At 44.6% G+C, this 25177-nt stretch carries 21 protein-coding genes; 10 read left to right on the forward strand and 11 right to left on the reverse strand.

The window, feature by feature from the left end; all coding sequences use genetic code 11:
• Positions 1–9: 9 nt before the first annotated feature.
• The 4 genes from ppnN to queF form a co-directional block, all read right to left on the reverse strand.
• Positions 10–1377: a nucleotide 5'-monophosphate nucleosidase PpnN gene (gene ppnN, locus AACR09_RS02570; protein WP_004734386.1), complete on the reverse strand. Its 1368-nt coding sequence runs from the start codon at positions 1375–1377 to the stop codon at positions 10–12.
• A 376-nt stretch (positions 1378–1753) separates the two neighbouring features.
• Positions 1754–3319: a GGDEF domain-containing protein gene (locus AACR09_RS02575; RefSeq protein WP_193835973.1), complete on the reverse strand. Its 1566-nt coding sequence runs from the start codon at positions 3317–3319 to the stop codon at positions 1754–1756.
• A gap of 118 nt (positions 3320–3437) precedes the next feature.
• A complete protein-coding gene (locus AACR09_RS02580) occupies positions 3438–5696 on the reverse strand; it encodes a tetratricopeptide repeat protein (protein WP_193835974.1) in 2259 nt (752 codons plus the stop codon).
• Between the two features lie 57 nt (positions 5697–5753).
• The gene (gene queF / locus AACR09_RS02585; RefSeq protein ID WP_054542962.1) at positions 5754–6599 is read right to left on the reverse strand and encodes an NADPH-dependent 7-cyano-7-deazaguanine reductase QueF; all 846 of its coding nucleotides are present in this window, start codon (positions 6597–6599) and stop codon (positions 5754–5756) included.
• 131 nt (positions 6600–6730) lie between these two features.
• On the opposite strand from queF, the gene syd reads away from it, so the two are divergent.
• The 3 genes from syd to AACR09_RS02600 all read left to right on the forward strand — a co-directional run bounded on the left by syd (position 6731) and on the right by AACR09_RS02600 (position 9671).
• The gene (syd, locus tag AACR09_RS02590; RefSeq protein ID WP_017089736.1) at positions 6731–7276 is read left to right on the forward strand and encodes a SecY-interacting protein; all 546 of its coding nucleotides are present in this window, start codon (positions 6731–6733) and stop codon (positions 7274–7276) included.
• Positions 7277–7280: 4 nt separating this feature from the next.
• Positions 7281–8057, forward strand: coding sequence for a Zn-ribbon-containing protein (locus AACR09_RS02595; protein WP_004734369.1), 777 nt, complete (start codon positions 7281–7283; stop codon positions 8055–8057).
• Between the two features lie 408 nt (positions 8058–8465).
• Positions 8466–9671 (forward strand): carbohydrate porin, encoded by a 1206-nt coding sequence (locus AACR09_RS02600; protein ID WP_193835975.1) that lies wholly within the window; start codon positions 8466–8468, stop codon positions 9669–9671.
• Positions 9672–9762: 91 nt separating this feature from the next.
• On the opposite strand, the gene AACR09_RS02605 is transcribed toward AACR09_RS02600, so the two are convergent.
• From AACR09_RS02605 to metN, 3 genes are all read right to left on the reverse strand, one after another.
• Positions 9763–10572, reverse strand: a complete 810-nt coding sequence (locus tag AACR09_RS02605; protein WP_004734371.1) for a MetQ/NlpA family lipoprotein — start codon at positions 10570–10572, stop codon at positions 9763–9765.
• 66 nt (positions 10573–10638) lie between these two features.
• A complete protein-coding gene (locus AACR09_RS02610) occupies positions 10639–11322 on the reverse strand; it encodes a methionine ABC transporter permease (RefSeq protein WP_004734372.1) in 684 nt (227 codons plus the stop codon).
• Positions 11312–12346 carry a methionine ABC transporter ATP-binding protein MetN gene (metN, locus tag AACR09_RS02615; protein ID WP_102561139.1) on the reverse strand — a complete coding sequence of 345 codons (1035 nt, stop codon included), beginning with the start codon at positions 12344–12346 and terminating at the stop codon, positions 11312–11314. Before metN ends, AACR09_RS02610 begins: the two co-directional genes overlap by 11 nt.
• A gap of 240 nt (positions 12347–12586) precedes the next feature.
• Between metN and gmhB the strand changes: the two genes are divergently transcribed.
• The 5 genes from gmhB to treC all read left to right on the forward strand — a co-directional run bounded on the left by gmhB (position 12587) and on the right by treC (position 18079).
• Entirely contained in the window at positions 12587–13138 is a 552-nt protein-coding gene (gene gmhB / locus AACR09_RS02620; protein WP_193835976.1) for a D-glycero-beta-D-manno-heptose 1,7-bisphosphate 7-phosphatase, read from the forward strand.
• Between the two features lie 118 nt (positions 13139–13256).
• Positions 13257–13592: an MliC family protein gene (locus tag AACR09_RS02625; protein ID WP_004734375.1), complete on the forward strand. Its 336-nt coding sequence runs from the start codon at positions 13257–13259 to the stop codon at positions 13590–13592.
• Between the two features lie 89 nt (positions 13593–13681).
• Entirely contained in the window at positions 13682–14626 is a 945-nt protein-coding gene (gene treR / locus AACR09_RS02630; RefSeq protein WP_004734376.1) for a trehalose operon repressor TreR, read from the forward strand.
• Positions 14627–14829: 203 nt separating this feature from the next.
• On the forward strand, positions 14830–16254 hold the full coding sequence (treB, locus tag AACR09_RS02635; RefSeq protein ID WP_016791314.1) for a PTS trehalose transporter subunit IIBC: 1425 nt from the start codon (positions 14830–14832) through the stop codon (positions 16252–16254).
• A gap of 139 nt (positions 16255–16393) precedes the next feature.
• Complete coding sequence (gene treC, locus AACR09_RS02640; protein WP_193835977.1) at positions 16394–18079, forward strand: alpha,alpha-phosphotrehalase; 1686 nt, start codon at positions 16394–16396, stop codon at positions 18077–18079.
• Positions 18080–18220: 141 nt separating this feature from the next.
• On the opposite strand, the gene AACR09_RS02645 is transcribed toward treC, so the two are convergent.
• The 3 genes from AACR09_RS02645 to AACR09_RS02655 form a co-directional block, all read right to left on the reverse strand.
• Positions 18221–19123 carry a hypothetical protein gene (locus tag AACR09_RS02645; protein WP_193835978.1) on the reverse strand — a complete coding sequence of 301 codons (903 nt, stop codon included), beginning with the start codon at positions 19121–19123 and terminating at the stop codon, positions 18221–18223.
• A gap of 102 nt (positions 19124–19225) precedes the next feature.
• Entirely contained in the window at positions 19226–20791 is a 1566-nt protein-coding gene (locus tag AACR09_RS02650) for a winged helix-turn-helix domain-containing protein (RefSeq protein WP_193835979.1), read from the reverse strand.
• Between the two features lie 82 nt (positions 20792–20873).
• Positions 20874–21476, reverse strand: coding sequence for a YitT family protein (locus tag AACR09_RS02655; RefSeq protein ID WP_016784986.1), 603 nt, complete (start codon positions 21474–21476; stop codon positions 20874–20876).
• A 347-nt stretch (positions 21477–21823) separates the two neighbouring features.
• Here AACR09_RS02655 and glyA point away from each other — a divergent pair, with 347 nt between their 5' ends.
• Both glyA and AACR09_RS02665 read left to right on the forward strand, forming a co-directional pair.
• Entirely contained in the window at positions 21824–23074 is a 1251-nt protein-coding gene (glyA, locus tag AACR09_RS02660; RefSeq protein WP_017084166.1) for a serine hydroxymethyltransferase, read from the forward strand.
• 228 nt (positions 23075–23302) lie between these two features.
• Complete coding sequence (locus tag AACR09_RS02665) at positions 23303–24679, forward strand: IS4 family transposase (RefSeq protein ID WP_193835980.1); 1377 nt, start codon at positions 23303–23305, stop codon at positions 24677–24679.
• 148 nt (positions 24680–24827) lie between these two features.
• On the opposite strand, the gene AACR09_RS02670 is transcribed toward AACR09_RS02665, so the two are convergent.
• A complete protein-coding gene (locus tag AACR09_RS02670) occupies positions 24828–25154 on the reverse strand; it encodes a hypothetical protein (RefSeq protein WP_004736794.1) in 327 nt (108 codons plus the stop codon).
• Positions 25155–25177 lie beyond the last annotated feature (23 nt).

Below are 25177 nucleotides of genomic sequence, written 5' to 3' on the forward strand. Positions count from 1 at the left end.
CACTTGTCGTTATTCGCTGCTAGGCATAATTTTATAGCAAGGAACGTAGTCAGTGCCGCCCGGCAGTTTCATTCGATGTTGTTCAACAAAGTCATTCAGCAGTTGGTCCATTTTGGTCATCAGCTCTTTGTCGCCATCAATCAGGAATGGGCCGTGTTTCTCTATCTCTAGAATACCTTCGGCTTTGACGTTACCGGCCACAATGCCAGAAAACGCTTTGCGTAAATTAGCCGCAAGGCTTTCTGTTTTCTGGTCCATATGAAGATCAAGTGCCGCCATAGACTCATGTGTCGGATCGAAGGGCAGTTGGAACTCCGGCTCAATATGCAGTGACCAGTTATAGCTGTATGCATCGCCGGTCTCTTTACGGTGAGAGCGTACATCTGGCATCGCTTGTTTCATGATTTTCGCTGCGCGTGCTGGATCATCAATCACGATTTCGTAGTGTTTCTGAGCCTCTTCCCCGAGGGTTTCCCCAATGAACTTATCGATAGAGCGGAAGTAAGCTTCACTCTCTTTTGAACCCGTTAATACAATCGGCATGGGTTGGTCGACGTTATTTGGGTGCATCATGATCCCTAAGATATACAGCAACTCTTCAGCCGTACCGGGGCCACCAGGGAAAATAATGATGCCATGTGCCATACGAACGAATGCCTCAAGACGCTTCTCGATATCTGGCATGATCACCAATTCGTTCACTATCGGATTTGGCGGCTCAGCAGCAATGATTGAAGGCTCGGTAAGCCCCAAGTAACGATGATCAGTATAGCGCTGCTTAGCGTGACCAATCGCCGCGCCTTTCATTGGCCCTTCCATTGCACCCGGTCCACAACCCGTACAGATGTTGAGTTCACGTAGGCCAAGTTCATTACCTACTTCACGAGTATATTGGTATTCAGTGGCATTAATTGAGTGGCCACCCCAACACACGATCAGGTTCGGTTCGATGCCCGGCGTAAGTGCGCCTGCATTTCTCAAAATACCAAATACTAGGTTGGTAATATGAGTGGCATTAGTCAGGTTGAGTCTTTGGTTGTCTGCAAGATGCATGTTGACGTAGACAATGTCACGCAGCACTGAGAATAGGTGCTCTTGGATACCCTTGATGATTTCACCATCGACAAAGGCATGCTCTGGTGGGTTGCTCAGTTCGAGCTTGATACCACGCTCACGTCGCACGACTTCAACATCAAACGATTGATACTTGTCGAGCAACTCTTTGGAGTTGTCGGTGTGGCTTCCCGAGTTAAGTACCGCTAACGTACAGTTACGATACAGTTGGTACAGATCACTAGACGCGGTTTTCTTAAGACGCTCAACTTCAAGTTGAGAGAGTAAATCCATGCTACCGGCAGGGCTGATATGAGTGATCATAGTGCCTCCTTGTTGAAAAGAGCAGGGGGACGTTGAAGTGACCCTCTGGCTCGAGAGTGAGAAGCAAACGTTGAAAGTGTTTGGTTAAAGGTGAGAGAGTTAACCAGACGAAACGGTTACGACAGCGTTGCTTAATGGATTATATAGTCGTGCTTAACAGTCTATATGAAGGTGCTTAACGGTATATACATGGGTGCTTAATAGCAGATGTATAGATGCTTAAGAGCTAATATAAAATAAATTAAGAGCGTATATACAGCATTGCTTGCCAAGAATGCTTGTTAAGCGAATGTTAATCATTAGCTTAGCAAACATTGAGGGAAATGGTATGTGATAAGTATTTGAAAAAATGAAATAAATTAAATCTAAGGCTGACTTAGTTCCAAACAAGTTGGTTGGTACCGCGTTGCTTTGCTTTGCTTAGCGTCTTATTAAGCCTCTCTAATACTTCTTCAGGCGTATCAGACTCTTTAAACTGAGTACTTGCCGCACACAAGGTAATCGTGATTTGTTGGTCACGGAACTTAAAGGGTAGGCGGCTTACTTGAGCTTGGATGTTTTGAATCACCTGGTGGCAATATTCATCGGTTTGTTCTGGCAACAGCAAGACAAACTCTTCTCCAGAAAAGCGAGCCACGGTATCGGTTGTGCCTGCTTCTTTAGTAATAGTTCTCGCGATGATTTTAAGTGCCTTATCACCCGCGGTATAACCAAAGCTATCGTTGATGGCTTTGAAGTTGTCGATGTCGAGCAGCACTACGCGCAGTGAGTGTTGTGCTCGAATCCAACGGCGATACTCAAGCTCTAAGCGATCAGTAAAGGCGGTGCGATTGTAAACCTTAGTGAGCGGATCAAGCAGCATACGCTGAGCCTGATCTTCTAAGCGCTTGCGGTAATCTTGGGTGACTTCATAGAGTGAATCTAACTGAGTCTTTCCATAACTCATTCTCTCTATCAGAGCTTGTTCTTTCTGTTCTGCGTGATTCAGTCTTTCTGAAAGAGAGGCGATTTCAGTGAGTAGCGGATTAATCGTTCGCTTTAAACTATCAATTTCCTTCGCTTTCTCTACAGAGTTCTGGCTCTTAATGACAAGTTCACTTAACTCAGAGTTAAGGCCTTGGCGGTGCTCAAAGTAACTTTGGCTCTGATCGGCATTTTGGTCTGCCGTTTTGATACTGGAGGCCAGCGAAGAGTTTAGCTGATCGATAAATTGTTCAGACTTCTTACGCTCTAGGTTGGTGCCTTCAATTACCAGTTTGAGGATCTGAAGTGTCAGCTCAAGCAGATTTTGTGTGGAAACACCCAGTAGCAGTTTCGCTCGAATATCGGTAAGCAAATCACCCGATTCACCCTCGAAATCGAGTTCAGTGATCAGATGTTGTAATTCGTTTGATAGGTCGGAAAGGAGTTCTTGTTCCGGAGAATGCGTAACGTCGGCAAAATGAGTGCGTGAGTTATTCGCCATAATCTTAATGGCACGCTCATAAATACCGAGAAGTTTCATGGCATGGTCGACTTTCTGACTGCCATTGCATTCGGAGAAGCTAAGTAAGTTTCGTAGGTCGCGTTTAAGCTGTGCTGGAAGGCCTGTTATGCGTTGCAGCGTTTCCCCACTGTGCTTAATGCTATCGTCCAGATATCCGTTCTGTTTATCCATAGCCAACGTTTTCTGCTTAAGCATCCTTTCTAATACTGCCAGCTTTGGGATCATCGAGCTAATGTCTTTTTGCTTTTCTAGCTCTTCCCGAAGGGCAATGAGGTTTTCATCTAAATGGCTGTTACTGCCAACACATGCGTCACTTAAAGATGTGACGATACGCTTTAGAACTTTTTGTTCTCTAATAAATTTGAACGAGGTGTCTCTTTGCGTCAAACGGACCTGCTCCAACTGAAGTTTCAGCTGGTGGAGTTGCGCCTGAATGTCTTTTTCAAGAATGCCCATAGATGTATTAATTAGCGCCGCGTAGACCGAGCTCGATCATTTTGATGAAATTCCGTTGCATCGATAATAACAAAACTAAAAATAAGGTCACGGCTTGCCGCTCTTAACCGCTCGCAAATCAGTCATCTTTTAGCATTTTTTTGATGTTGTCCTCATTCTGGTATGACGATTGTATCTTTATTAACCCTTGATTAATCGCATGTTTACACGCTTCTCTTATGTTACCAGTTGCAAGGCTCGCTGCGGGCGCATTATCGATAGCTTTTAAGTATACCCATTGACTGCTGCGCTCTTTGAGACTGATCTCACGCGCTAGATTCGTCGACATCAATAACACATCGAGCAGTTCTTGGTCGTTAATTGCAGTGTAAGCACGTGGCAGGAACGGGTAGTCAGCGATGCCCATACGGACTGTTCGGTTGATGTTTCGCTCGGGTTCGAAGTTATTAACCCAAGATTGAATCTTTCTGAACAGGGCTTCAGGTGATAAATCACGGTCAGCGTTGGGCTCGATATAAAGCAGGTTTGCATCCGAGAAATGGTAGACACGAGCTGGGCCTTCAAGCTTAGATTTGAGGAATTCGCCAAAAGCATCTTCGAGTTCTAGACCCGCTTTGTAACCGTTCTGCGTGTACATATTACGTAGGAAAGGTAAGTCAATCATCACGAAGCGTAAACGGTCGTTGAGCGGTTCATGAATCAATTCACCAAGCTGCCACTGCTCAAAGGTTTGGCTGGTTTGTTCCAAGGAATTTGAGAGTTTCGCATTCAGCATTCTTAGATTAGGAAGCTTAGAACGCGAATGCGTAAAGAGGTCGGTACGCAGTGAATCGACCTCTTTGGCTAAGGTTTGAATGAGGTAGCCTCGGCGCAGCACAAAGAAGAATAAGACAATGCTGAACAAGAATAGGGCAAACGAAATCTTTTGGAACTTACGATGTTCTAGTTTGTATTTCTCTAGCTCTTGCTCTTGGCCTGCATAGTGCAGAGTTTGTTCGGCAAACTCTTTTTGTTGGCGGAATGCGTCTTCCCCAACACGGTTGAGTTTTTGCTGCTCTAAAGAGACAAGGCTGTTGTATTGCTTGAGATTTGCCAACGCTTGCTGTGGACGACCTGCCTGTTCATAACCCAAAGAGAGTAAATAGTATGAGCGTTGCGACAGGCGCATATTTTCTACCTGTCGCGATATCTCAAGTGCACGTGTCGCATGCTTGATCACATCTTCGCTCTCTTGCAGGTGGTAAGCCAATCCTGCTGATAATAGCGCAGCACGACCTTCCAGTTTTGGAATGTCGGTGTACTCTAGCAGTTCAAGGGCCCGGGTTAAGTACTGCTCAGCTAGAGGGTAGTTATAGAGGCGTAAGTAAGTTGCCGATAGACTTAGACGAATATCGATGACTTGGTGGATATCTCTGTCGGTACTTTCGTGGTCAAGGACGTTGAAAAAATGCACTAGAGCAAGGTTATATTTACCTTGTAAGAAGTACACATCACCCATCTTTTTAAGTACTTGAGCTAATATGGGAGAGTTTTCAAAGTTATCGTAAAAATCAGCAGCTTGAGATAGGTGTTCTAATGCCTTATCTAAGACTTGGCGCTCAAAGAAAAGCTGTGCAAGCAGGCGATTGACCTTGGCTAAGCGTGAACTCAGGTTACCTTCTACTGATTTCCAGTAGCCATACAGCAACTCAGAGAGTGCGTGGTTGTATTCTTTATGGGTTAGATAAAATTCACCGACCGAGATGTGGTAGTCGATGGTAACTTTTTCTGAGTAACGCTGATCGAGGTAGGTTTTCGCTTCTTGGTAGAACTTCTCGGCTTCGTCGACCTTATTGTCATAAGAGGCGATATCAGCTTTCAGCATGATCAAACGATAGGTAATACCTTCTGTTAAACGTAAGGTTTTATTCACCGATTCTAGGTTTGCTTCAATACTTGTCAGCTCTGCTGTTGCTGTGGCTGACTTTCTGTCACTCAGCCAAAGTAAGCGAACTTTTAGGATCTGAAGGTCCAACTTTAAGTAATTAAGCTTATAGGTTTTTGCGAGCTCAGAGGCTTTGTCGATGTTTTTAATCGCAATACGAATGTTGCCTAGGTTGTATTCCGCCTTGGCTAAGATCTTATACGCATCGATACTGCTGTTTGGCGTTCTAATTGAAGAGTCTGTCTCTTCGCGAGAAATTGCTGAAGGGCTTTTCTCACGTTGATCAGAAAGGACACGAAGCGTTAGGTAGCCGTTGGCCATTTGTTTTGCTTGGCTCGGCTCGATCTCAACCAAGTTATTGGCTTCATTGAGTAGCGCCGACGAATAAACCGACGCATTGACCGATGTGCTTAAGCTTAAAATAAATAGACTAACAACGTATAACCAACGCATTTCAATGTCCCTTTAAAGATTTGGTAGGTTCAAATAAGTGTGGGCGGTTCACGCCGACTATTGGCGAGCCATACGCTTATTGTGGCTTGGTCTATCTTGCTCTGTTGAACGGTATGGATTGATATCCAGACCACCACGACGCGTGTAACGTGCAAACACGGTTAGCTTCGATGGCGCACAGTATTTCATGATATCAGTGAAGATACGCTCAACGCATTGTTCGTGGAATTCATTGTGCTCACGGAAAGAAACTAAATAGCGTAGCAGAGCTTCACGGTCAATTTGCTTGCCTGAATATGCGATCTCAACGCTGCCCCAATCCGGTTGGTTGGTGATCAAGCAGTTCGACTTCAACAGGTGGCTATGCAGAGTTTCTTCTACTTTTTGTTCGCCAGCTGCACCTTCAAGCAGTGACGCTTCAAAATCATAGCTGGTGATTTGGATATCTTGGTTGTCGATACAGTCACCTTCCATCGTCACGATAGGTTGGTTCGTGTAGTCGGTTACTGAGTTTACATTCACAACCACAGGTTCGCCTGCACATGCAGACAAATCTTGGGTCAGGCGCTCTGTGACTTGAGCCCAGTTTTCAAATTGAGTCTGGTTATAGCTGTTTAGGTACAGCTTGAAAGATTTTGATTCAATTAAATTTTGGCTGGTGGCTGGGATGAAAACTTCGCCCACCGCTACTTGTGGTAGACCGTTGGTGTTTAGCCACGAAAGCTCGTACATCGTCCAAATATCATGACCAACAAAAGGCAGCTCGCCGTTTAGCGCAAGATCATCGCGATTAAGGCTACGAGGTACTGGCTGCAATAAACTTGCATCGTATTGGTTAGAGTACTCAGTTTTTTGGCCAAGGGTTAAACCCGCTAGCTCTTTTGCGTCAGAATATTTGCTCATACTTTCGTTTCAAATTCGATTAGAATGGGGTCGATTTTACTGAATCCCCATTACCCTGTCATTAAGTCATCGCTTAATCGGTGCTGAAAGGGCTCGGATTCTATTTATTATTTTGTGTTTAGGAGATTTTCATGACTCAACGTGCTCAAGACGCACTACTTTCTTTTAGTCAGCGATACGTTGACGCGTGGCAGCAGCAACACCAAAGCTTACCTCGTAATGAGGAGTTGGTGGACATCGTATCGCCATGCGTAGAAGAAAAGAGTGGCGACGCCGTGTTGTGGAAGCACTATCCACGTGAGCAATTCGCGGATTTCACCAACGTTGAAACCGGTATTGAGTTGACTCTGCATGAAGACATTAAGACTTTCTACGGTGCACAATTCAGCGCAGATATGAACGCGACCTTTGATGGTAACGAGCTGACTCTGTTACAGATTTGGAGTGATGAAGACTTCGAATGCCTGCAAGAAAACATTTTAGGTCACCTAGTCACTCAGCGTCGTTTAAAGCTAAAGCCAACGGTTTTCATTGCCGCGACCGATGCAGAGCTTGATGTTATCTCTATCTGTAATCTGACGGGTAACGTGATCTTAGAGCGCTTAGGCACCAAAAATCGTGATGTACTAGCCGAGACATTGGCAGAATTTTTAGAAAAGCTACAACCAGCGGTATAAATAGATGTACGTACTAGAACTTCAATTTGAGTGTTTTGATAACACAACGGTCAGCGCTGTCGATAAGGCAGTTAATGGCTTGATGGATGCACTTCGTTACAACGGACAAGTGCTAGGCCGTGAGTTTCCAATCGTGATGGGCGACGGCGAATTCTATGTTCGCGTTGTGTGCCCAGAGCAAGACAGCTTGCACCCACGTAATCATTCAGATTTCGTAAAGGTCTGTTTTGAACGCTTATCAGCTGCGAGTTTATTAGCACCTAAGATGCGTCTGCTTGGTCGAGATCTGAACTCAGAAGAAGTGGCAGAAGATGAAACGCCAAGTTGGCAGGTGTTATACACGACATTCGTGCATACCTGTTCGCCGCTGCGTAGTGGCGATAGCTTGTTGCCTATCCCTTTGTACCGCAACCCGCCAACCTTCAATGGTGACCATAAAGCCGTGTTGAAATGGCAGACTGAATGGCAAGCCTGTGATGAAGTACAAATGGGCGGGGGTTGCCGTGCTGAACATGCAACGCTGACCGAGATTAGCGATACCAAAAGCGTATTGTTCAAACGCGGCTGGGGCTTGAGAGGGCGCATTGAGTACCTCACTAAGATCCCAACGTATTACTACTTATACCGTGTGGGCGGCATTAGCTTAAAAGCTGAAAAAGAGCGTAAATGCCCACAATGTGGTGGCGAATGGCTGCTTGATGCGCCTATTCACGATATTTTCTATTTCAAGTGTGATGACTGTCGATTGGTGTCAAACATCTCTTGGGATCACCTGAAGTAACCCTTCTGTGGTTATTTAAACGTCATATTTTAGATATCGGAGTATTGCTTAAGTGCTCCGATATCGATTTCCCCTTTATATCAATCGTTTATCATCTTGTTTTCTTACTCGATTTCGCGACTCACAAGCTATCTTTTCCCAATCTTTATTACTCCCTAATTGTTCGCTACTGTTCCCCCCCCCCAAGTAGGTACAGAACGTGATATTCCCCTCTTTCTGTAGCTCCAACGTATTCATAGAAATAATCCAACACCCATCAACTTTTAGTTACCTCAATAGTTAGCCTGATCACAATAATCAATCAGTTCTCTTTCAATTTATATTCTTCTCAATATAAATGGGATCGATCCCATGGGAATGTTCCCATTTATAAAAATAACCTGATTCTAGATCTGAAAGGAATGGACGATGAAACTGTTACCTATTGCTGCTGCACTCTCTACTGCTTTACTTGCCCCTAATTTATACGCTGATGAAACCACGCCATTGGAGTTCAATGGGTACATGCGCGGAGGCGTTGGCCTGAGTAATGAAGGCGGCTCAAACAGCAAGTGGGAGGTGAGTAAAGTTGGCCGACTCGGCAACGAAAATGACCTGTATGGTGAGTTTGGTTTTAAGAAAGAGGTGTATGCCGAGGACGACGTTTCATTTTTAGTTGATTCCATGTTGTCGTACTGGCAAGGCCAAGATGAAAACGCGGCGGATAAAAGCGTTGATGTGGTGCAATTGAATGTTCAGGCTGTGGGGCTTTTTGAAGATAAGGACATTGGAATTTGGGCGGGTGAACGTTACTACCAGCGTCATGATGTGCACATCGTTGACAACTACTACTGGGATGTCAGTGGTATTGGTGCTGGTGTTGAACACATCAATATGGGCCCAGGTAAATTATCGGTAGCTTTGATTCAAGACACCGTTACGGGTGATGTATTTGATGGCAAAGAAACCACAGCCATGATTGCAGACGTGCGCTATGCCGGGATTCCATTGTGGAACAATGCGGATCTTGAGGTCGGCATTGATATGAACTTCGCCAATGAAAAACAAGGTCAAACGATCGACGCGGATGACAGCGTAATGTTAACGGCAAGTTTGAATCAAAACCTATCAGGTGGCTTCAACAAAACCATTTTACAGGTTGCTAATTCCGGTTATGCCGAGCAGATGACGACTTTTGGTACGGGTAAAGGCATCGTTCGAGATGCAAACAACAACGACGCCGATGGCTTCCGTTTGATTAACTGGGGCGTGCTTGCGATTGGAGAAAATATTGAGTTTGGCCACACTGTGCGTTATGCAGCATCAACCGGTGTTGGCGCCAATAATAGCGATGATGATTCTTTCAGTGCGGTAATTCGCCCGCTTTACAAGTGGGACAAGCGTATGCGTACCATTCTTGAAATTGGTGGCTTTGTTGAAACTATCGATAATAAAGATGGGGCGGGTGGTAAATTCACAATTGCTCAGGCCTGGGTTCCACAAGTGGGTTTCTGGTCTCGTCCTGAATTCCGTATCTTTGCCACTTACCTGAATGATGCTGAAAACGACAATGCTTTCGGTGAAGGTAAAAACAGTGAAATGAGTGTTGGTATGCAAGTGGAAGCTTGGTGGTAAGTCGAACTTTCTTGTAAATCCTAACCAATAAAAAGGGGCTGACGTTATGTCAGCCCCTTCGGGTATCTATACAGTGCTGTCGTTTAGTTGATTACCAACCTTTAACTACGCCACCTTGGAAGATATCAGAAGCTGCGTTGTACACTTCTTCAGTTTGGTAAGCTTTTACGAAGTTCTGTACATTTTCAGCGTTTAGATTTTCTTCACGAGAAACGATTAGGTTTACATATGGAGAGTCTTTGTCTTCAACGAAGATGCCGTCTTTTTGCGGAGTCAGGTTGATAGAGCTCGCGTAAGTTGTGTTGATGATAGACAGTGCAACATCATCAAGAGAACGTGGCAGTTGAGCTGCGTCTAGTTCAACAATCGTTAGGTTCTTAGGGTTACCCACAATGTCACGAACGGTTGCTAGAAGACCAGCGCCTTCACGAAGTTCAAGTAGACCTTGTTGCTCAAGAAGAAGTAGAGAGCGACCTAGGTTTGTAGGGTCGTTTGGTACTGCAATACGAGCGCCGTCTTGGATTTCATCTACAGATTTCACTTCTTTAGAGTAACCTGCAATTGGGTAAACAAACGTGTTACCAGCGATTGTTAGCTTGTAACCACGGTCAGCCACTTGCTGATCTAGGTACGGTGCGTGTTGGAATGCATTGATATCGATAGAACCGTCATCTAGAGCTGCGTTTGGTGTTACGTAATCTGTGAACGTCACTAACTCAACATCTAGGCCGTACTGCTCTTTTGCTACTTTAGCTGCTACTTCTGCAACTTGTGCTTCAGCACCTGCCATTACGCCAACTTTGATTTTAGAAGTATCCACTTCTTTCTCGCCACAACCTGCTAGTACTAGCGCTGAAGCTGCCGCTGCGATAGTCAGTAAACCTTTAAGGCTAAATTTCATAATAATCTCCTTTTAATAAATCTATTTAATTTGGTTCAGACGACTCTCATCTTTATGCGTGAGTCTTTATCTGTGGTCAACGCGGCGAACCAATGAATCACCGATTGATTGAATAATTTGTACAAGCACAATCAACATCACTACTGTCACAGCCATGATGGTCACATCGTAGCGGTGGAATCCGTAACGAATCGCGACATCACCTAGGCCACCACCGCCCACAGTACCGGCCATTGCTGAGTAGCTCACCAGAGTCACTAGCGTAATCGTTACTGAGTTGATGATAGTCGGTAGTGCTTCTGGAAGCAGAACCTTATTGATGATTTGTGTTGGTGTTGCGCCCATTGATTGAGCCGCTTCTACTAGACCTGTTGGTACTTCAAGTAGTGCACTTTCGATAAGTCGAGCCACGAATGGTATAGCGCCAATTGTTAGTGGAACAATCGCTGCGGTTGTACCGATGAAGGTACCAATCAACATCTTAGTCAGTGGGATGATTGCAACCATCAGTACTAAGAAGGGCACGGAACGGCCTACGTTGACAACCGCACCAAGAATTTTGTTTAGCTTGGTGTTCTCTAACAGACCACCTTTTTTAGTCGTGTGTAGAATCACGCCTAATGGGATACCGACAGCGAAACCAACGATGCCTGCAACAGCAACCATGTAAAGAGTTTCACCTGTTGCGCCTAATAGAAGGTTACCGTTAAGGCTGATCCAGTCAGCAATCTCGTTGAAACTAAAGGACATAGCCAAGCACCTCTACTTTTACATTGTTGTCGCGTAGGAATTGGATAGCAGCATTATCATCTGCTTCATTACCGAACAATTCAGCAACCATCATGCCGAACTTCACGCCGCCGGCGTAATCAAGGTCAGAGCTTAAGATGCTAACGTCGATGTTGAATTTGCGTGCGATTTGCGTCATCAACGGAGCATCGACCGTTGCACCTGTAAACTCAAGGCGTACCAGTGGATAGCTGCTGTTTACGCGAGTATCTTGCAAACGTGCTTGGTAATCTTCAGGAATCGTTAGATCGAGCGTTGAACGAATGAACTGATGTGCCAGCTCTGTTTTAGGGTGTGCGAATATTTCACCCACAGTGCCTTTCTCTACTAGCTCACCATCACCAATGATCGCGACTTCGTGACAGATGCTTTTAACCACATCCATTTCATGAGTAATCAGTAGGATAGTGATACTCAACTTACGGTTGATTTCACGTAGCAGCTCAAGAATTGATTGCGTTGTTGCTGGATCCAGCGCACTGGTCGCTTCATCACATAGCAGTACTTTTGGGTCTGACGCTAGCGCACGAGCAATCGCGACACGTTGCTTTTGACCACCACTTAAGTTCGCAGGGTAGGTATCACGCTTATCCGATAGACCAACAAGCTCAAGTAGTTCACTCACTTTCGCTTCAATCGCAGCTTTATCTCTACCAGCAAGCTCTAAAGGCAGTGCTACGTTGTTAAATACAGTACGAGAAGACAGCAGATTGAAGTGTTGGAAGATCATGCCGATGTTACGGCGAGCTTCGCTGAGTTCTGATTTGCTGAGTTTTGTCAGGTCAATACCGTCAACAATCACTTCACCTGAGGTCGGGGCTTCCAACATATTTACACAACGGATCAGGGTACTTTTGCCTGCACCTGAAGAGCCGATAACTCCAAAGATTTGACCTTGAGGTATGTAAAGGTTGATATCGATTAAGGCATTGATTTCTTTAGTGCCTTGATAAAAAACCTTGTTGACTTGATTCACTTTAATCATAGAGAAACCCGTGCAGGTGGAACAGAATAATATGTCGATAGCTCGCTCGATTTACAGACGATGCTATGGTGTTCTATGATCTAAGTCAATAGATATTTTTACGTCTAGACGGCTAAACGTCGATAGTGTTGCTAAGGTAGAAACAAATCGTTAACGAACGCAAAACTAAATAGATAGTGATGAAGCAAATAAAGCGTGTAATAATTAATGATTAATAGAGAGTTGATAGAGAACTGAATTTTGTCTAAACCTGCTGTTTTTTTAGATCGTGATGGTGTGATTAACGTTGATCATGGCTACGTACATGATGAGCATGACTTTGAATACATCGATGGTGTGTTTGAAGCGGCAAAAGCGTTTAAAGATATGGGCTATTTATTGGTACTTGTGACCAACCAATCTGGTATTGCTCGTGGCAAGTTTAGCGAAGATCGTTTTCTTTCTTTGACGCAGTGGATGGATTGGAACTTTGTCGATAATGGCGTTGAGTTAGATGGTATCTATTACTGTCCTCATCACCCTGAACACGGCATTGGCGACTATAAGCAAGATTGTGAATGTCGTAAGCCTAAACCTGGTATGTTCATTTCAGCGCGTGACTTTCTCAAAATTGATATGGCTAACTCTGTCATGATTGGCGATAAAGCTGAAGACATGATGGCCGCAGAAGCAGCTGGTGTTGGTACCAGAGTATTGGTGAGAACCGGTAAACCCGTGACTGAAAAGGGTGAGGCACTTGCCAGTGTAGTGCTAGATAGCATTAAGGGTGTACCAGCTTTCCTGAAAGGCTGATACATTTTCCTATCGTTAACAGGCTTACTTATTACGTGGGTTCTAACCAGTTAACTGGGGTGCTAACCCATCAATAAGATATCAGTGCCGTTAACTATATAAAGATGAGGAACGCAGTATGAAAGCATTGTTGGCAGCATCTCTATGTACGGTAGCGTTAGTCGGGTGTTCTAAATCCGCGGCGCTTGATGGTGCAGTCTCGGATGATCAATTCGTGACTTATCAATGTGAGTCTGACGCTTCATTTAAGGTCGCTTACCTTGGTAATGAAAAAGCGGTATTACGTTTGCCAGAGAATGAATATCGCCTAACTCAAATAGCGGCAGGTTCAGGAACGAAGTACATCTTAGATGATGGAACCTCTGAACTGATCAATAGCGTCACTTTACGCACTAAAGGTGACAACGCACGTCTAGAACTTGGTCGTGTCGTCTATAAAAATTGCCGAAAGTAAGTCATAGTTAACTTCTAGGATTTACAAACAGTTAAGTGAGGGGGTATGCCCTCGCTTTTTCCTCTCTTCCCTTTAACGTTAGACTTTTTATGAGCAAAAAACTCACTATTCTCGATATTGCTAAGCTGTCCGGTGTTGGTAAGTCAACCGTATCTCGCGTTCTGACCAATGATCCAAAAGTGAAACCTGAAACCCGTGAAAGGGTGGAAAGAGTAATTCAAGAATCTGGGTACTCGCCTTCAAAGTCTGCACAGTCTATGCGCGGTGGCAGTCAAAAAGTCATCGGCGTAATCATTTCTCGTCTGGACTCTCCTTCTGAAAACAAAGCGGTAAGTACGATGCTGGCCGAGTTGTATCGAGCGGATTACGATGTGGTGATCATGGAAAGTCAGCTTGATAGAGAAAAAGCCAATGAACATCTGCAGGTTCTCAAGCGTCGCAATGTAGACGGCATCATTGTATTCGGTTTTACTGACTGTGATATTCCTGCGATTGAAGCTTGGGAACACAAAGCGGTGGTGATTGCTCTGGACACCGAGAACGTGACGTCGATTAACTATGATAACCAACAGGTGATCAATAGTGCGTTAACGCATTTAGCAGATCAGGGGATCTCTGAGGTTGGCTTCATTGGCGTTGATCCTAGTGACAAATCAACCGGTGAACTGCGTCTTAAGGCTTATCTCGAGTGGTGTGAAAATACAGGTTCAATTGCGAACTATCGTACTGGTCAACTTCATCATGAAAGCGCTTATCAGTTGGTGGATGAGGTGCTTGCTCCTGCGACTCAAGCGATTGTCTGTGCGAGTGATACACTGGCTCTTGGCGTAATCAAACGTCTGCAAGAGTTACAACGTGAAGATGTGGTGGTGACTGGCGTTGGTGGCAATGATCTTCTCTCCTTCTTGTTCCCTCGAGTATTTAGCATTGATCCTGGATATCAATCTGCGGGGAAGTTAGCCGCTAATCTATTGATCTCTCAGCTTTTAGGCAATGCAGAGATCTCTCATCACACTCAATCTCCTATCCTATAATCCACTCAATCAAGCGAAATTGAACCGCTTAGATTAAAATTAGAGTGTGATCTCTTTCAATTAATGGGACTGTTCCCATTTTAATTTATTATTCATGAGGGCATTATAATACCCGTAGTTGGGAATGTTCCCATAAATCTAAATCGAGTGGTTATAGCTGCATGGTTTAGAAGAGTAATTGAATGAAACCAGGGTGGGGTAGTATGAGTAAGATAGCGAAGCAAGACGTTGCGCGTCTTATCGAGTTAGTCGGTGGCAAAGAGAATATTGCGAGTGTCAGCCATTGTCTAACTCGACTGCGTTTTGTATTGAACGATACGGAACAAGCGAACAAAGCAGAATTAGAGAAGCTTAAACTGGTAAAAGGCTGCTTTACGAACGCAGGTCAATTCCAAGTCGTGATTGGCACCGAGGTTGATGAGGTGTACGCACTTCTGATTGAGCAAACGGGTAAAGATGCATCATCAAAAGATGAGGCGAAGTTGGCTGCTCGTCAAAACATGAATTTCCTTGAGCGTGGTATCTCCCATTTAGCCGAAATTTTCGTACCACTGCTACCTGCCATTATTACTGGTGGTTTGATTCTTGGTTTCCGTAATGTGATTGGCGACATTCGCATGTTCGACGGCAAAACCTTGGTTGAGATTAGCCAATTCTGGGCAACCGTTCACTCATTCTTATGGTTGATCGGCGAAGCTATTTTCTTCTTCCTACCAGTTGGTGTGTGTTGGGCAACCGTTAAGAAACTCGGCGGAACGCCTATTTTAGGTATCACGCTTGGTGTGACCTTGGTTTCTCCACAATTGATGAACGCTTACATGATAGGTAAGTCGGTGCCTGAGGTGTGGGACTTTGGTCTGTTCGTGATAGAGAAAGTTGGTTATCAGGCTCAGGTGATCCCTGCGATGTTAGCGGGTGTGGCTCTGGCTTTCATTGAGACCAACCTTAAGCGCATTGTTCCTTCTTATCTGTACCTGGTTGTCGTGCCATTTGTCTCGATCATCTTGTCTGTGATTCTAGCGCACGCTTTCATTGGCCCATTCGGTCGTATGTTAGGTGATGGTGTGGCATTCGCTGCCAAAGTGGCAATGACCGGCGACTTCGCGATTCTTGGGTCAGTAGTCTTTGGCTTCTTATACGCACCTTTGGTTATCACAGGTATTCACCACACAACCAACGCTGTGGACTTACAACTGATGCAAGACTTAGGTGGCACACCAATCTGGCCTTTGATTGCGCTATCAAACATTGCACAAGCATCTGCTGTAGTTGGCATTATTATTTTGAGTAAGCGTGAAGGTGAACGAGACATCTCAGTACCAGCTGCAATCTCAGCGTACCTAGGTGTGACGGAACCAGCGATGTACGGCATCAACCTTAAATACAAATTCCCAATGCTGAGCGCAATGATCGGCAGTGCCGCAGCGGCTGCAATCTGTGGTAGTGCAGGTGTGATGGCGAATGGTATCGGTGTTGGTGGTTTGCCGGGTATCTTATCGATTCAACCTCAATATTGGTCGATTTACTTAGTCGCGATGCTGGTGGCGGTTGTACTGCCGATAACGCTGACATTGTTTTTCTATAAACGAGCACAGATGAAAGGCGAGCTAGAAACCGCCAACGCGTAATGCATTTAACAAGCGATGGCTTCAAGTAAGTCATCGCTTTTTCTCTTATTTATAGCTTTTTCTTTTAGTTATAACGGCTATTCGACCATGTAAGCATGGTGATTTTTATTTTATATTTTCAGGTAAGTGAGTGTTAGAGATGGCGATGACTGAACATGATGAAAGCTGGTGGAAAACCGCAACCATCTATCAAATCTACCCAAAGAGCTTTTGTGACAGTGGCAGTAAAGGTACTGGCGATATCAAAGGGATCATTTCGAAACTGGATTACCTCAAAAACTTGAGCGTGGATGCGATTTGGCTAACCCCGGTTTACGCATCTCCTATGATCGATAATGGCTACGATATTTCAGACTACTACGCGATTAATCCTCAATTCGGCACCATGGAAGACTTCGACTTATTGCTGTCTGAAGCGCACCAACGTGGTATCCGTATCGTGATGGATATCGTGGTAAACCACACTTCGACAGAGCATGCATGGTTTCAATCTGCTTTGGGTGACAAAAACAGCCCATACCGTGATTATTACATCTGGAAAGACCCAGTAAACGGTCAAGCACCAACCAACTGGCAGTCTAAGTTCGGTGGTAATGCATGGGAATTAGATGAGGCGACTGGACAATACTTCCTACACTTATTCGCCAAAGAACAGGCTGACCTTAATTGGGAGAACCCGGTTGTACGTGAAGAAGTGAAAGACGTTATCAGCTTCTGGGCTGAAAAGGGCGTCGATGGTTTCCGGCTCGATGTCATTAACCTGATTTCAAAGCAGCAAGACTTCCCTAATGATGATATTGGCGATGGTCGTCGTTTCTATACCGATGGCCCACGTGTGCACGAATATCTAAAAGAGATCAGCGAAGCGGTATTCCAGAAATACGGCAGCGTGACCGTCGGCGAGATGTCTTCAACCACGTTGGAGCATTGTCAGCAATATTCAAACATTGATAACAGCGAGCTATCGATGGTGTTTAACTTCCACCACCTTAAGGTCGATTACACCAATGGTGAGAAGTGGACCAACGCTCCCTTCGATTTCTTACAGCTCAAGTCAATCTTTAACCACTGGCAAACGGGATTGAACGGAAAAGGTTGGGGTGCACTATTCTGGTGTAACCACGACCAACCAAGAGTCGTGAGCCGCTTAGGTAACGATCAGCAATATCGCGTTGAATCAGCTAAGATGCTTGCCGCTTCTGTACACATGATGCAAGGCACACCCTATATCTATCAAGGTGAAGAGATTGGCATGACTAACCCTGGCTATACTGAAATTAGCCAGTATCGTGATGTAGAGAGTACCAATATGTACGACATCATGGTTAACCGTGACGGTGTTACTCATCAAGATATGATGGCGATCTTAGCGCAGAAATCTCGTGATAACTCTCGTACACCAATGCAATGGAACAGTGAGCCTTACGCTGGCTTTTCGCTATCACAGCCATGGTTAGATGTTGCGAATAACTACACTGAGATCAACGCTGAGCAAGCGTTGGAAGATAAAGATTCTGTATTTTACTTCTACAAGGCTTTGATTGAGTTACGTAAACGAGTACCGGTGATTACTCATGGTCGCTATCAAGACCTTCTGCCTGAGCATCCATCCATTTTTGCGTATGTTCGTGAGAGTGAAGGACAAACTCTGCTGTGCATTAACAACTACTATGGTGAAGAGGCTGAATGCGTTTTACCTGAACGTTTTGAGATGGCGAAGGCTAAGAGCTTGTTGTCTAATTATCAAGTGAGCGAGAGTTTAGTGGCGTCTCATCATCAAGTTTTGCGACCTTACGAGACTCGTATTCTCTTGATTGAAGGTTAGCCTTGTTTTTATTTCAATCGGCTTGATTCTCATTCCCCTTAAAGGATTCGGCTGTTAAAAGGCTTTGGAGTGCTCCCCAAAGCCTTTTTTATTGTTTGCGGTTTCGCGGTTAAGCTTAGGTTTAGTGAGTCTAAGTCAAGGCTAGCTAATTGAGGTCAGTATCGCTGCTGATTCTTCGATAGTAGATTGTTCTACAGACATTAATTCAATCTGTTCAATTAAGCCGATACTTGGGTTGAACCAGCGCTCTGATGATGTGCCAAATTCTGCGGAATCCATGCCTTCACAGTTGATGTTGTAGGTGTTTTTCTCCGTTAGGTTCGCAGCTTCGATCGATTTATCAGAGATCTTGAAACTCTTACGTACACCTGTTTCTTCAATCTGTTGTTGCCATGTGACTTGGCACGAGGCGTCAGTTGGAAGGCTTGCTACCCACGAGTGATCTTCAAAGTCATTCAGCATGTTAGCGACTGCTTCGCCATCTAACGTGACTTGTAACGAAACGGTTTCCTCACTGATATCAATGATCGGGTTGCTCTCTTTTACGTCTGTTCCTTTCAAACGGAACATTGGGCTGCTGTACATCATTCTTGTGATGTATTGGCTACCAATGAAGTAAGCGTTGGTGATTTCGTGTAACCCACGGTCGGGGCCTGCAAAATAAATGCTGCCGTCTTCTTGTGTACCTTCAGCATTCGTCATGATGTCTTCAGAAACATAAAATTCGGTGATGCCGTAATTGATCAGGTCATTGATAACTTGAACGACCGCTTCATTGCCGGCCTCTTCTTGTAACCCTGCAATAATGAGCTCACCGCTTAAAGGAGTGAAGTTCATTGTCATCACGCCTTCAGTCTGACCATCTTTGGTAAACGAGTAGCCCAATGTTGTTTCTGGTTTAGGGGAAAATGCAGAGCTCGCAATCGGGTAATCAACCTGACTGCTTGGGCCTTTATTACCATCTGTAGAACCAGAAGAAGAGCCGCCGCCACAACCATAGAGAGCAAAGAGAGAGGTCGCTAGCAGCGTCATTGTTTTTTTCATGTTGAACATTCCTAAAGTTGGAAGCCCTTGGTGGGCCCGATGTTTTTAGGAATGTTATTGTTTGAAGAGTAAATAGGGCAAAAAACGAAGTCACATAAGATCTTAATTTATGTTTAAGTTATTTATTTTAAATGGTTTTTTGTTTTGATTTGAGATCTGTTGCCCAACAGCTGTGCAGTAATTCAGCATTAAGCTTTCCCACTGTTTTATGATAAGTGGGTCTTTAACGCTTAGCTTCAAGCTCTTCCAAGGTTGCAGGCAGGTCGATTTTGATTCTGGTTTGGATAGCCGGGCGAATAGATCTTCGGATGGAACCACTCTCAATAAGGCAACTAGAGACTCCATGTAGTTCAGGCGAAACTTCTCCATGTTGTCTTGCTTATAAGCGATATGAGATACCATCATATAAACCAACGCATTTTCGATAGTAGAGTTGCCTGAGGTATTGGTCAGAAGCTCTTTTGCGGTTTGCAGGTCTCTTAGTTTGAAATGAATGATACCAAGCCACAGCTTCAGTTCGTCTGGTAGTCGGTTAAAACGAGTTTGAACAAGGTTAGTGAACGCGACGAGCTTCTTCTGATCTGTTTCAAATAGCGCAAGTTGACGCGCAATCAGAGTCGACGTCATGGTATTGAGCTTGATGTCATCCAGCGCTATGGCTTTTCCACTTAGCAATTCGCTGACTTCGGCATTGTCGACTGACCATTCTGGCGGTAATGGTGCTGGCAGTGCAAAGTAGTTAGCTAGCTCTCGGTTGATCTCCATAAGGCTGCTGCTGATATTATTGACATCAATAGAGTAAACACCACCAAATGCGAGCTTCCCTGAGTTTGGGTAAATCAGGCTTATCTTTGCGATAAGGCGTTTGTCCACTTCTTGATCTTTGAGCTGAATGTTAAGCAGGTAATCACTGGTACGCATGTTCTTTGCGCCCGGAAAGAAGGGAGAGCTATCAATAGGGTCAAGGAAGTAGCTTGGCGCATCTTGGTTAGCAAGATCGGTGTAGGCGTATTCAATCTGCTGTTGAAGTAATAATGCTTTTACGACTTTTCGGTATTTTCTGGAATTCTCACCAATGGCATCCAATCGGTTCAGGAGAAGCTCGACCTTAGGAATCAATCGTTGGTCACGTTCAATTTCTGAAGCGCGAGTGGGAGATTGCCAAAGCATGTAACCCATTACCGCAGTGCTGATCAGCAAAGCCAAAGACACCACGACTAACCAAGGGTTAACTGGATTAGATCTATTCCCTTCTTGACTGACTGGAGATTCCAGTTCTGCATCATTCGGGGCAGTTTCAGGGGAGGTCGCGGCAAAACTAACCGAGTTTGGGTTTAGAAAATAGCCTTTACGTGGGTAAGTCACTAGTATTTTGGTTGCGTCGCTATCAGGCAGGTGTTTTTGAAGTACTGAACGTAACGTACTGATTCGGTTGGTCAGAACATTTTTGGAAATAAAGTTGCTTTGCCAGACAGATTCAATGATGTGCTCGGCGGCGAGCGGTTGACCAACGCTGGTAAGAAATAACTCTAAGAGCTCGATAGAACGAGGCTCTAAATCAATGACCTGCTCGTCGCAGCTTAAGACTCGTGTGTTGGGGTTGAACTCCAAGCCTTCAATATAAATAGAGGCTTGTTGGTCTTTGGCGCTGGAGAGGTAATCTTGCATAGAAAAGGCGACGGTTTATAAAACCTAAATTCTAGCTGTTTTTGTTACTAAAAACAGCTAGTAATTCATAGGGGGATGGGTATTAAGACGCGTAATTCACCGAGTAACGAGTAGGCTTGTGGTTCATTGCCAATACGATGTTCAATACTGCGGTGCCCAATACCGAAACGGCAATTACCCAAGGCGATACGAAGAAGCAAGAAGCAAACAGAATACAGGCATCAATGCCCATCTGAGTTTTACCTACAGAGATGCCGTAGCGGTCTTGGATGAACAAACATAATACGTTGAAGCCACCCAAGCTCGAGCGATGACGGAATAGGATTAACATACCTAAGCCCATTAATAAGCCACCGGCAACAGCACAGTAGATCTCGTTATGAACTTCTAGTGAGATAACTAGGTATAAATGATCGGCAAACACAGAAACTAACGCACCAGCAATTGCACTGCTAATGGCAAAGCTACGGCCAAATCGTTTCCACGCTAATAAATAGAATGGACAGTTGGCCACAAAGTACAAAATACCGAAGGTTACAGGTAAGAATTGACTCAAAAGCAGAGCCAAGCCAGTAGTACCACCGGTAAGCAGGTTCGCTGACTGTAAAAAGAAGACGCCTAACGCCACTAAAAACGTGCCAGTGAGAATAGCTACCCAATCTTCTTTACGTGAGTGTTTTTCCATCGTTTTAATAATTACCTAACCAATAAAGGCGTGCATAGTAGAGAAAAACCTTAGCTTTCGGTAGCTTGAGGGGCAAAATTAAGGTAAACCTATGTAATCTGCGTTTTACAGGGTGTAAAGCGTAAAATTGACAGTAAGCGTCATCTTTGGTTGGATAAGCTTAATAACCATGATGAATCTTATATGTGATTATGAAAAAACTGCATGATAAAATTGCAATTAGCTCTTTATGACCTAGATCAAATTATGTAGAATGCGTCACATCAAAACGGTGACGGAAACGTTTGCTTTCGGTCGTTGTGTGGTTTTTTTGAAACTTTCAGTACAATCTGAGTCAGGAGATACAGATGCTTAAGCGTGACATGAACATTGCTGATTACGATGCGGACCTATTCGCAGCTATCCAAGAAGAAACTCTTCGTCAGGAAGAGCACATCGAACTTATCGCTTCAGAAAACTACACAAGCCCACGTGTAATGGAAGCTCAAGGTTCTCAACTTACAAACAAATACGCTGAAGGCTACCCTGGTAAGCGTTACTACGGTGGTTGTGAGTTCGTAGATAAAGTTGAAACTCTAGCAATCGAACGTGCATGTGAACTGTTTGGCGCTCAATACGCGAACGTACAACCTCACTCAGGTTCTCAAGCAAACAACGCTGTATACATGGCACTACTGAATGCTGGCGATACTGTTCTAGGTATGAGCCTAGCGCACGGTGGTCACCTAACTCACGGTTCTCCAGTAAACTTCTCTGGTAAGCTTTACAACATCATCCCTTACGGTATCGATGAAGCAGGTCAAATCGATTACGAAGAGATGGAAGCGCTAGCTATCGAGCACAAACCTAAGATGATCATCGGTGGTTTCTCAGCTTACTCTCAAGTTTGTGATTGGGCGCGCATGCGTGAAATCGCTGACAAAGTAGGTGCTTACTTCTTCGTAGATATGGCTCACGTTGCGGGTCTAATCGCTGCAGGCGTTTACCCGAACCCAGTTCCACACGCTCACGTTGTTACAACAACAACGCACAAAACGCTTGCTGGTCCTCGTGGTGGTCTTATCCTTTCTAACGAAGGTGAAGATCTTTACAAGAAGCTAAACTCAGCAGTATTCCCTGGCGGCCAAGGCGGTCCTCTAATGCACGTTATCGCTGGTAAAGCAGTAGCGTTCAAAGAAGCTCTAGAGCCAGAGTTCAAAGAATACCAAGCTCGCGTTGTTGCTAACGCAAAAGCAATGGTGGCTGAATTCCTAGCACGCGGTTACAACATCGTTTCAGGTTCTACAGAGAACCACCTGTTCCTAGTTGACCTAATCGACAAAGACATCACAGGTAAAGAAGCAGATGCAGCACTAGGTTCAGCTAACATCACAGTGAACAAGAACTCAGTACCAAACGATCCACGTAGCCCGTTCGTTACTTCAGGTATCCGTATCGGTTCTCCTTCTATCACTCGTCGTGGTTTCTCAGAAGCAGACGCGAAAGAGTTAGCAGGTTGGATGTGTGACATCCTAGATAACATGGGTGATGAGTCTGTTATCGAAGCAACTAAAGCAAAAGTACTAGAAATCTGTAAGCGTCTACCGGTTTACGCTTAATTTTTCTGGCTCAAATAGCTTAATTTCTGTGTCAAAGGTGCTCATTTACATTCGTAAACTCCGCGCCTTTTCCTTGAACTAAAGCTATTTGATTGAAAAATACGATTTGAAAGGCTCCTGTTGGGCTGTCTCTTATACACAAATCCCTAAGCCACGCTTGGGGATTTTTTTTGAACTATTTTTAGGTTTCATGATCTGATCATCTAAGCAATGACAAGGATGATTATCATGACCTATATAGAGCCAACCCTTTGGGCACAAAAACAGTTCGGTCAAGCCCACCTTAATGACCCTAGACGCACTCAAAGACTCGTTGCTCTCGCAGCCTCACTGGCCGAGCAACCTGGCGTACCTGTCTCGAAACTCATTATCTCCCCTGCTGAAATGGAAGGGGCTTATCGCTTCATCCGTAATGAGCAAATCAAAGCAGAAGATATCGCAGAAGCGGGTTTTTATGTCACCGCACAAGAAGCATTAGAGCAACAAACACTTCTTGCCTTAGAAGACACCACTTCTCTCAGTTACTCCCATCGCAGCATTCGAGATGAACTCGGGCACTCCAATCAAGGCAATCGACATCGCGCCATGTTCGTACACTCAACCTTACTTTTTGCTCCCGACACTCAATCTGTTATTGGTTTAATTGAACAACAGCGCTGGACTCGTGATATAGAAAAGCGAGGTCAAAGGCACCAGCATGCGACTCGACCATACAAAGAGAAAGAAAGTTATAAGTGGGAACAAGCCTCTCGCCATGTCGCTGAGCGACTTGGCGATAAAATTTCGGATGTCATTTCTGTGTGCGATAGAGAAGCCGACCTATTTGAATACCTCACTTACAAGCGAGAGCAACAACAAAGGTTCCTCGTTCGCTCAATGCAAAGCCGCTGTATTGAAGAGCATGATAATCGTCTTTATAGCTATGCCTCTACCCTGTTATCAGCCGGAGAGAAAGTGCTAGAAATACCGCAAAAAGGCGGTCGTAAAGCTCGCAAGGCTCATTTAGATATCAAATATGCCCCCGTGACACTCAAGTCTCCTGCTAACAAAAAAGAGTTCGATAACATTCCGCTTTACTACGTGGGATGTATAGAACAAGGAGAGAGTGGTAATAAGCTCGCATGGCACTTACTGACTTCAGAGCCGATAACGAGCAAGGAAGAGGCACTCAAAATCGTCAGTTATTATGAGCGGCGCTGGCTAATAGAAGATTTTCATAAAGTCTGGAAAAGTGAAGGGACTGAAGTTGAGCAACTGAGAATGCAAAGTAAGGATAACTTAGAAAGGCTCAGCGTCGTTTTGGCTTTTATCGCGACTCGGTTACTCCAGTTGAGGTTTATGAATGAATCAGACGAGTTATCTAAGAGCAGTTGTGAGCCGGTATTAAAAGGCAAAGCGTGGAAGTTAATGTGGCTCAAGTTGGAGAGCAAAAAACTACCGAAAGAAGCGCCTAATATATCATGGGCTTACAACGGTATTGCTCGGTTAGGTGGTTGGAAGAATACCAAGCGAACAGGTCGCGCTTCTATAAAGACGTTATGGCAAGGATGGTTTAGGTTACAAACCATCCTTGAAGGGTATGAACTCGCTAAGTCTCTTGATTAACCAGACTTGTGATCAAGAGACAGCCTGTATAGGGGCCTTTTTTGTATTGGTCGGTATGAGCGTTGGGTTATCTGAGAATACAGAAAGGCAGGTACTAAAAAGGGCTGATGTTTGCACATCAACCCTTTGCTGTTTGTTGGTATCGGTTTTACTTTTTGATGCTCAGTAAAGTACCTGACTTACATCTAAACGAGTAGTAGCTACGGCTCTCGTTGAATTTGCCTAAGCCTTCGCCATCACAATAGTCGATGTTGATATCACGCATTACTTCTAGCGTATCTTCGCTGTTCAAAGCGAATTTGGAACCATCAGAACAGACGATACGAATTCGCTCATCATGGCTTACTGAGTAGATATCGACTTCGGTATTACACAGCTCAAAAGAGGCTTCACGAAAGTTGTCTTGCTGTGTATTTGAAGCGCAACCTGCAGTCAGTGTTGCAGCGAAAACTGCCAAAAGTCCGAGTCTTTTCATTGTTAATCCTTCGCTATCATCAG

This window comes from Vibrio sp. OPT20, from assembly GCF_963889365.1.
Classification (GTDB): domain Bacteria; phylum Pseudomonadota; class Gammaproteobacteria; order Enterobacterales; family Vibrionaceae; genus Vibrio; species Vibrio splendidus.

Excerpts from the sequence above, each read along its gene's own strand:
- AACR09_RS02650 (WP_193835979.1), bottom strand. The coding sequence starts at position 20,791 with ATGCAAGATTACCTCTCCAGCGCCAAAGACCAACAAGCCTCTATTTAT.
- treR (WP_004734376.1), top strand. The coding sequence starts at position 13,682 with ATGAGCAAAAAACTCACTATTCTCGATATTGCTAAGCTGTCCGGTGTT.
- metN (WP_102561139.1), bottom strand. The coding sequence starts at position 12,346 with ATGATTAAAGTGAATCAAGTCAACAAGGTTTTTTATCAAGGCACTAAA.
- ppnN (WP_004734386.1), bottom strand. The coding sequence starts at position 1,377 with ATGATCACTCATATCAGCCCTGCCGGTAGCATGGATTTACTCTCTCAA.
- AACR09_RS02670 (WP_004736794.1), bottom strand. The coding sequence starts at position 25,154 with ATGAAAAGACTCGGACTTTTGGCAGTTTTCGCTGCAACACTGACTGCA.
- AACR09_RS02645 (WP_193835978.1), bottom strand. The coding sequence starts at position 19,123 with ATGAAAAAAACAATGACGCTGCTAGCGACCTCTCTCTTTGCTCTCTAT.
- AACR09_RS02610 (WP_004734372.1), bottom strand. The coding sequence starts at position 11,322 with ATGTCCTTTAGTTTCAACGAGATTGCTGACTGGATCAGCCTTAACGGT.
- AACR09_RS02595 (WP_004734369.1), top strand. The coding sequence starts at position 7,281 with ATGTACGTACTAGAACTTCAATTTGAGTGTTTTGATAACACAACGGTC.
- AACR09_RS02605 (WP_004734371.1), bottom strand. The coding sequence starts at position 10,572 with ATGAAATTTAGCCTTAAAGGTTTACTGACTATCGCAGCGGCAGCTTCA.
- glyA (WP_017084166.1), top strand. The coding sequence starts at position 21,824 with ATGCTTAAGCGTGACATGAACATTGCTGATTACGATGCGGACCTATTC.
- AACR09_RS02665 (WP_193835980.1), top strand. The coding sequence starts at position 23,303 with ATGACCTATATAGAGCCAACCCTTTGGGCACAAAAACAGTTCGGTCAA.
- queF (WP_054542962.1), bottom strand. The coding sequence starts at position 6,599 with ATGAGCAAATATTCTGACGCAAAAGAGCTAGCGGGTTTAACCCTTGGC.
- treB (WP_016791314.1), top strand. The coding sequence starts at position 14,830 with ATGAGTAAGATAGCGAAGCAAGACGTTGCGCGTCTTATCGAGTTAGTC.
- treC (WP_193835977.1), top strand. The coding sequence starts at position 16,394 with ATGGCGATGACTGAACATGATGAAAGCTGGTGGAAAACCGCAACCATC.
- AACR09_RS02580 (WP_193835974.1), bottom strand. The coding sequence starts at position 5,696 with ATGCGTTGGTTATACGTTGTTAGTCTATTTATTTTAAGCTTAAGCACA.
- AACR09_RS02600 (WP_193835975.1), top strand. The coding sequence starts at position 8,466 with ATGAAACTGTTACCTATTGCTGCTGCACTCTCTACTGCTTTACTTGCC.
- AACR09_RS02655 (WP_016784986.1), bottom strand. The coding sequence starts at position 21,476 with ATGGAAAAACACTCACGTAAAGAAGATTGGGTAGCTATTCTCACTGGC.
- syd (WP_017089736.1), top strand. The coding sequence starts at position 6,731 with ATGACTCAACGTGCTCAAGACGCACTACTTTCTTTTAGTCAGCGATAC.
- AACR09_RS02575 (WP_193835973.1), bottom strand. The coding sequence starts at position 3,319 with ATGGGCATTCTTGAAAAAGACATTCAGGCGCAACTCCACCAGCTGAAA.
- AACR09_RS02625 (WP_004734375.1), top strand. The coding sequence starts at position 13,257 with ATGAAAGCATTGTTGGCAGCATCTCTATGTACGGTAGCGTTAGTCGGG.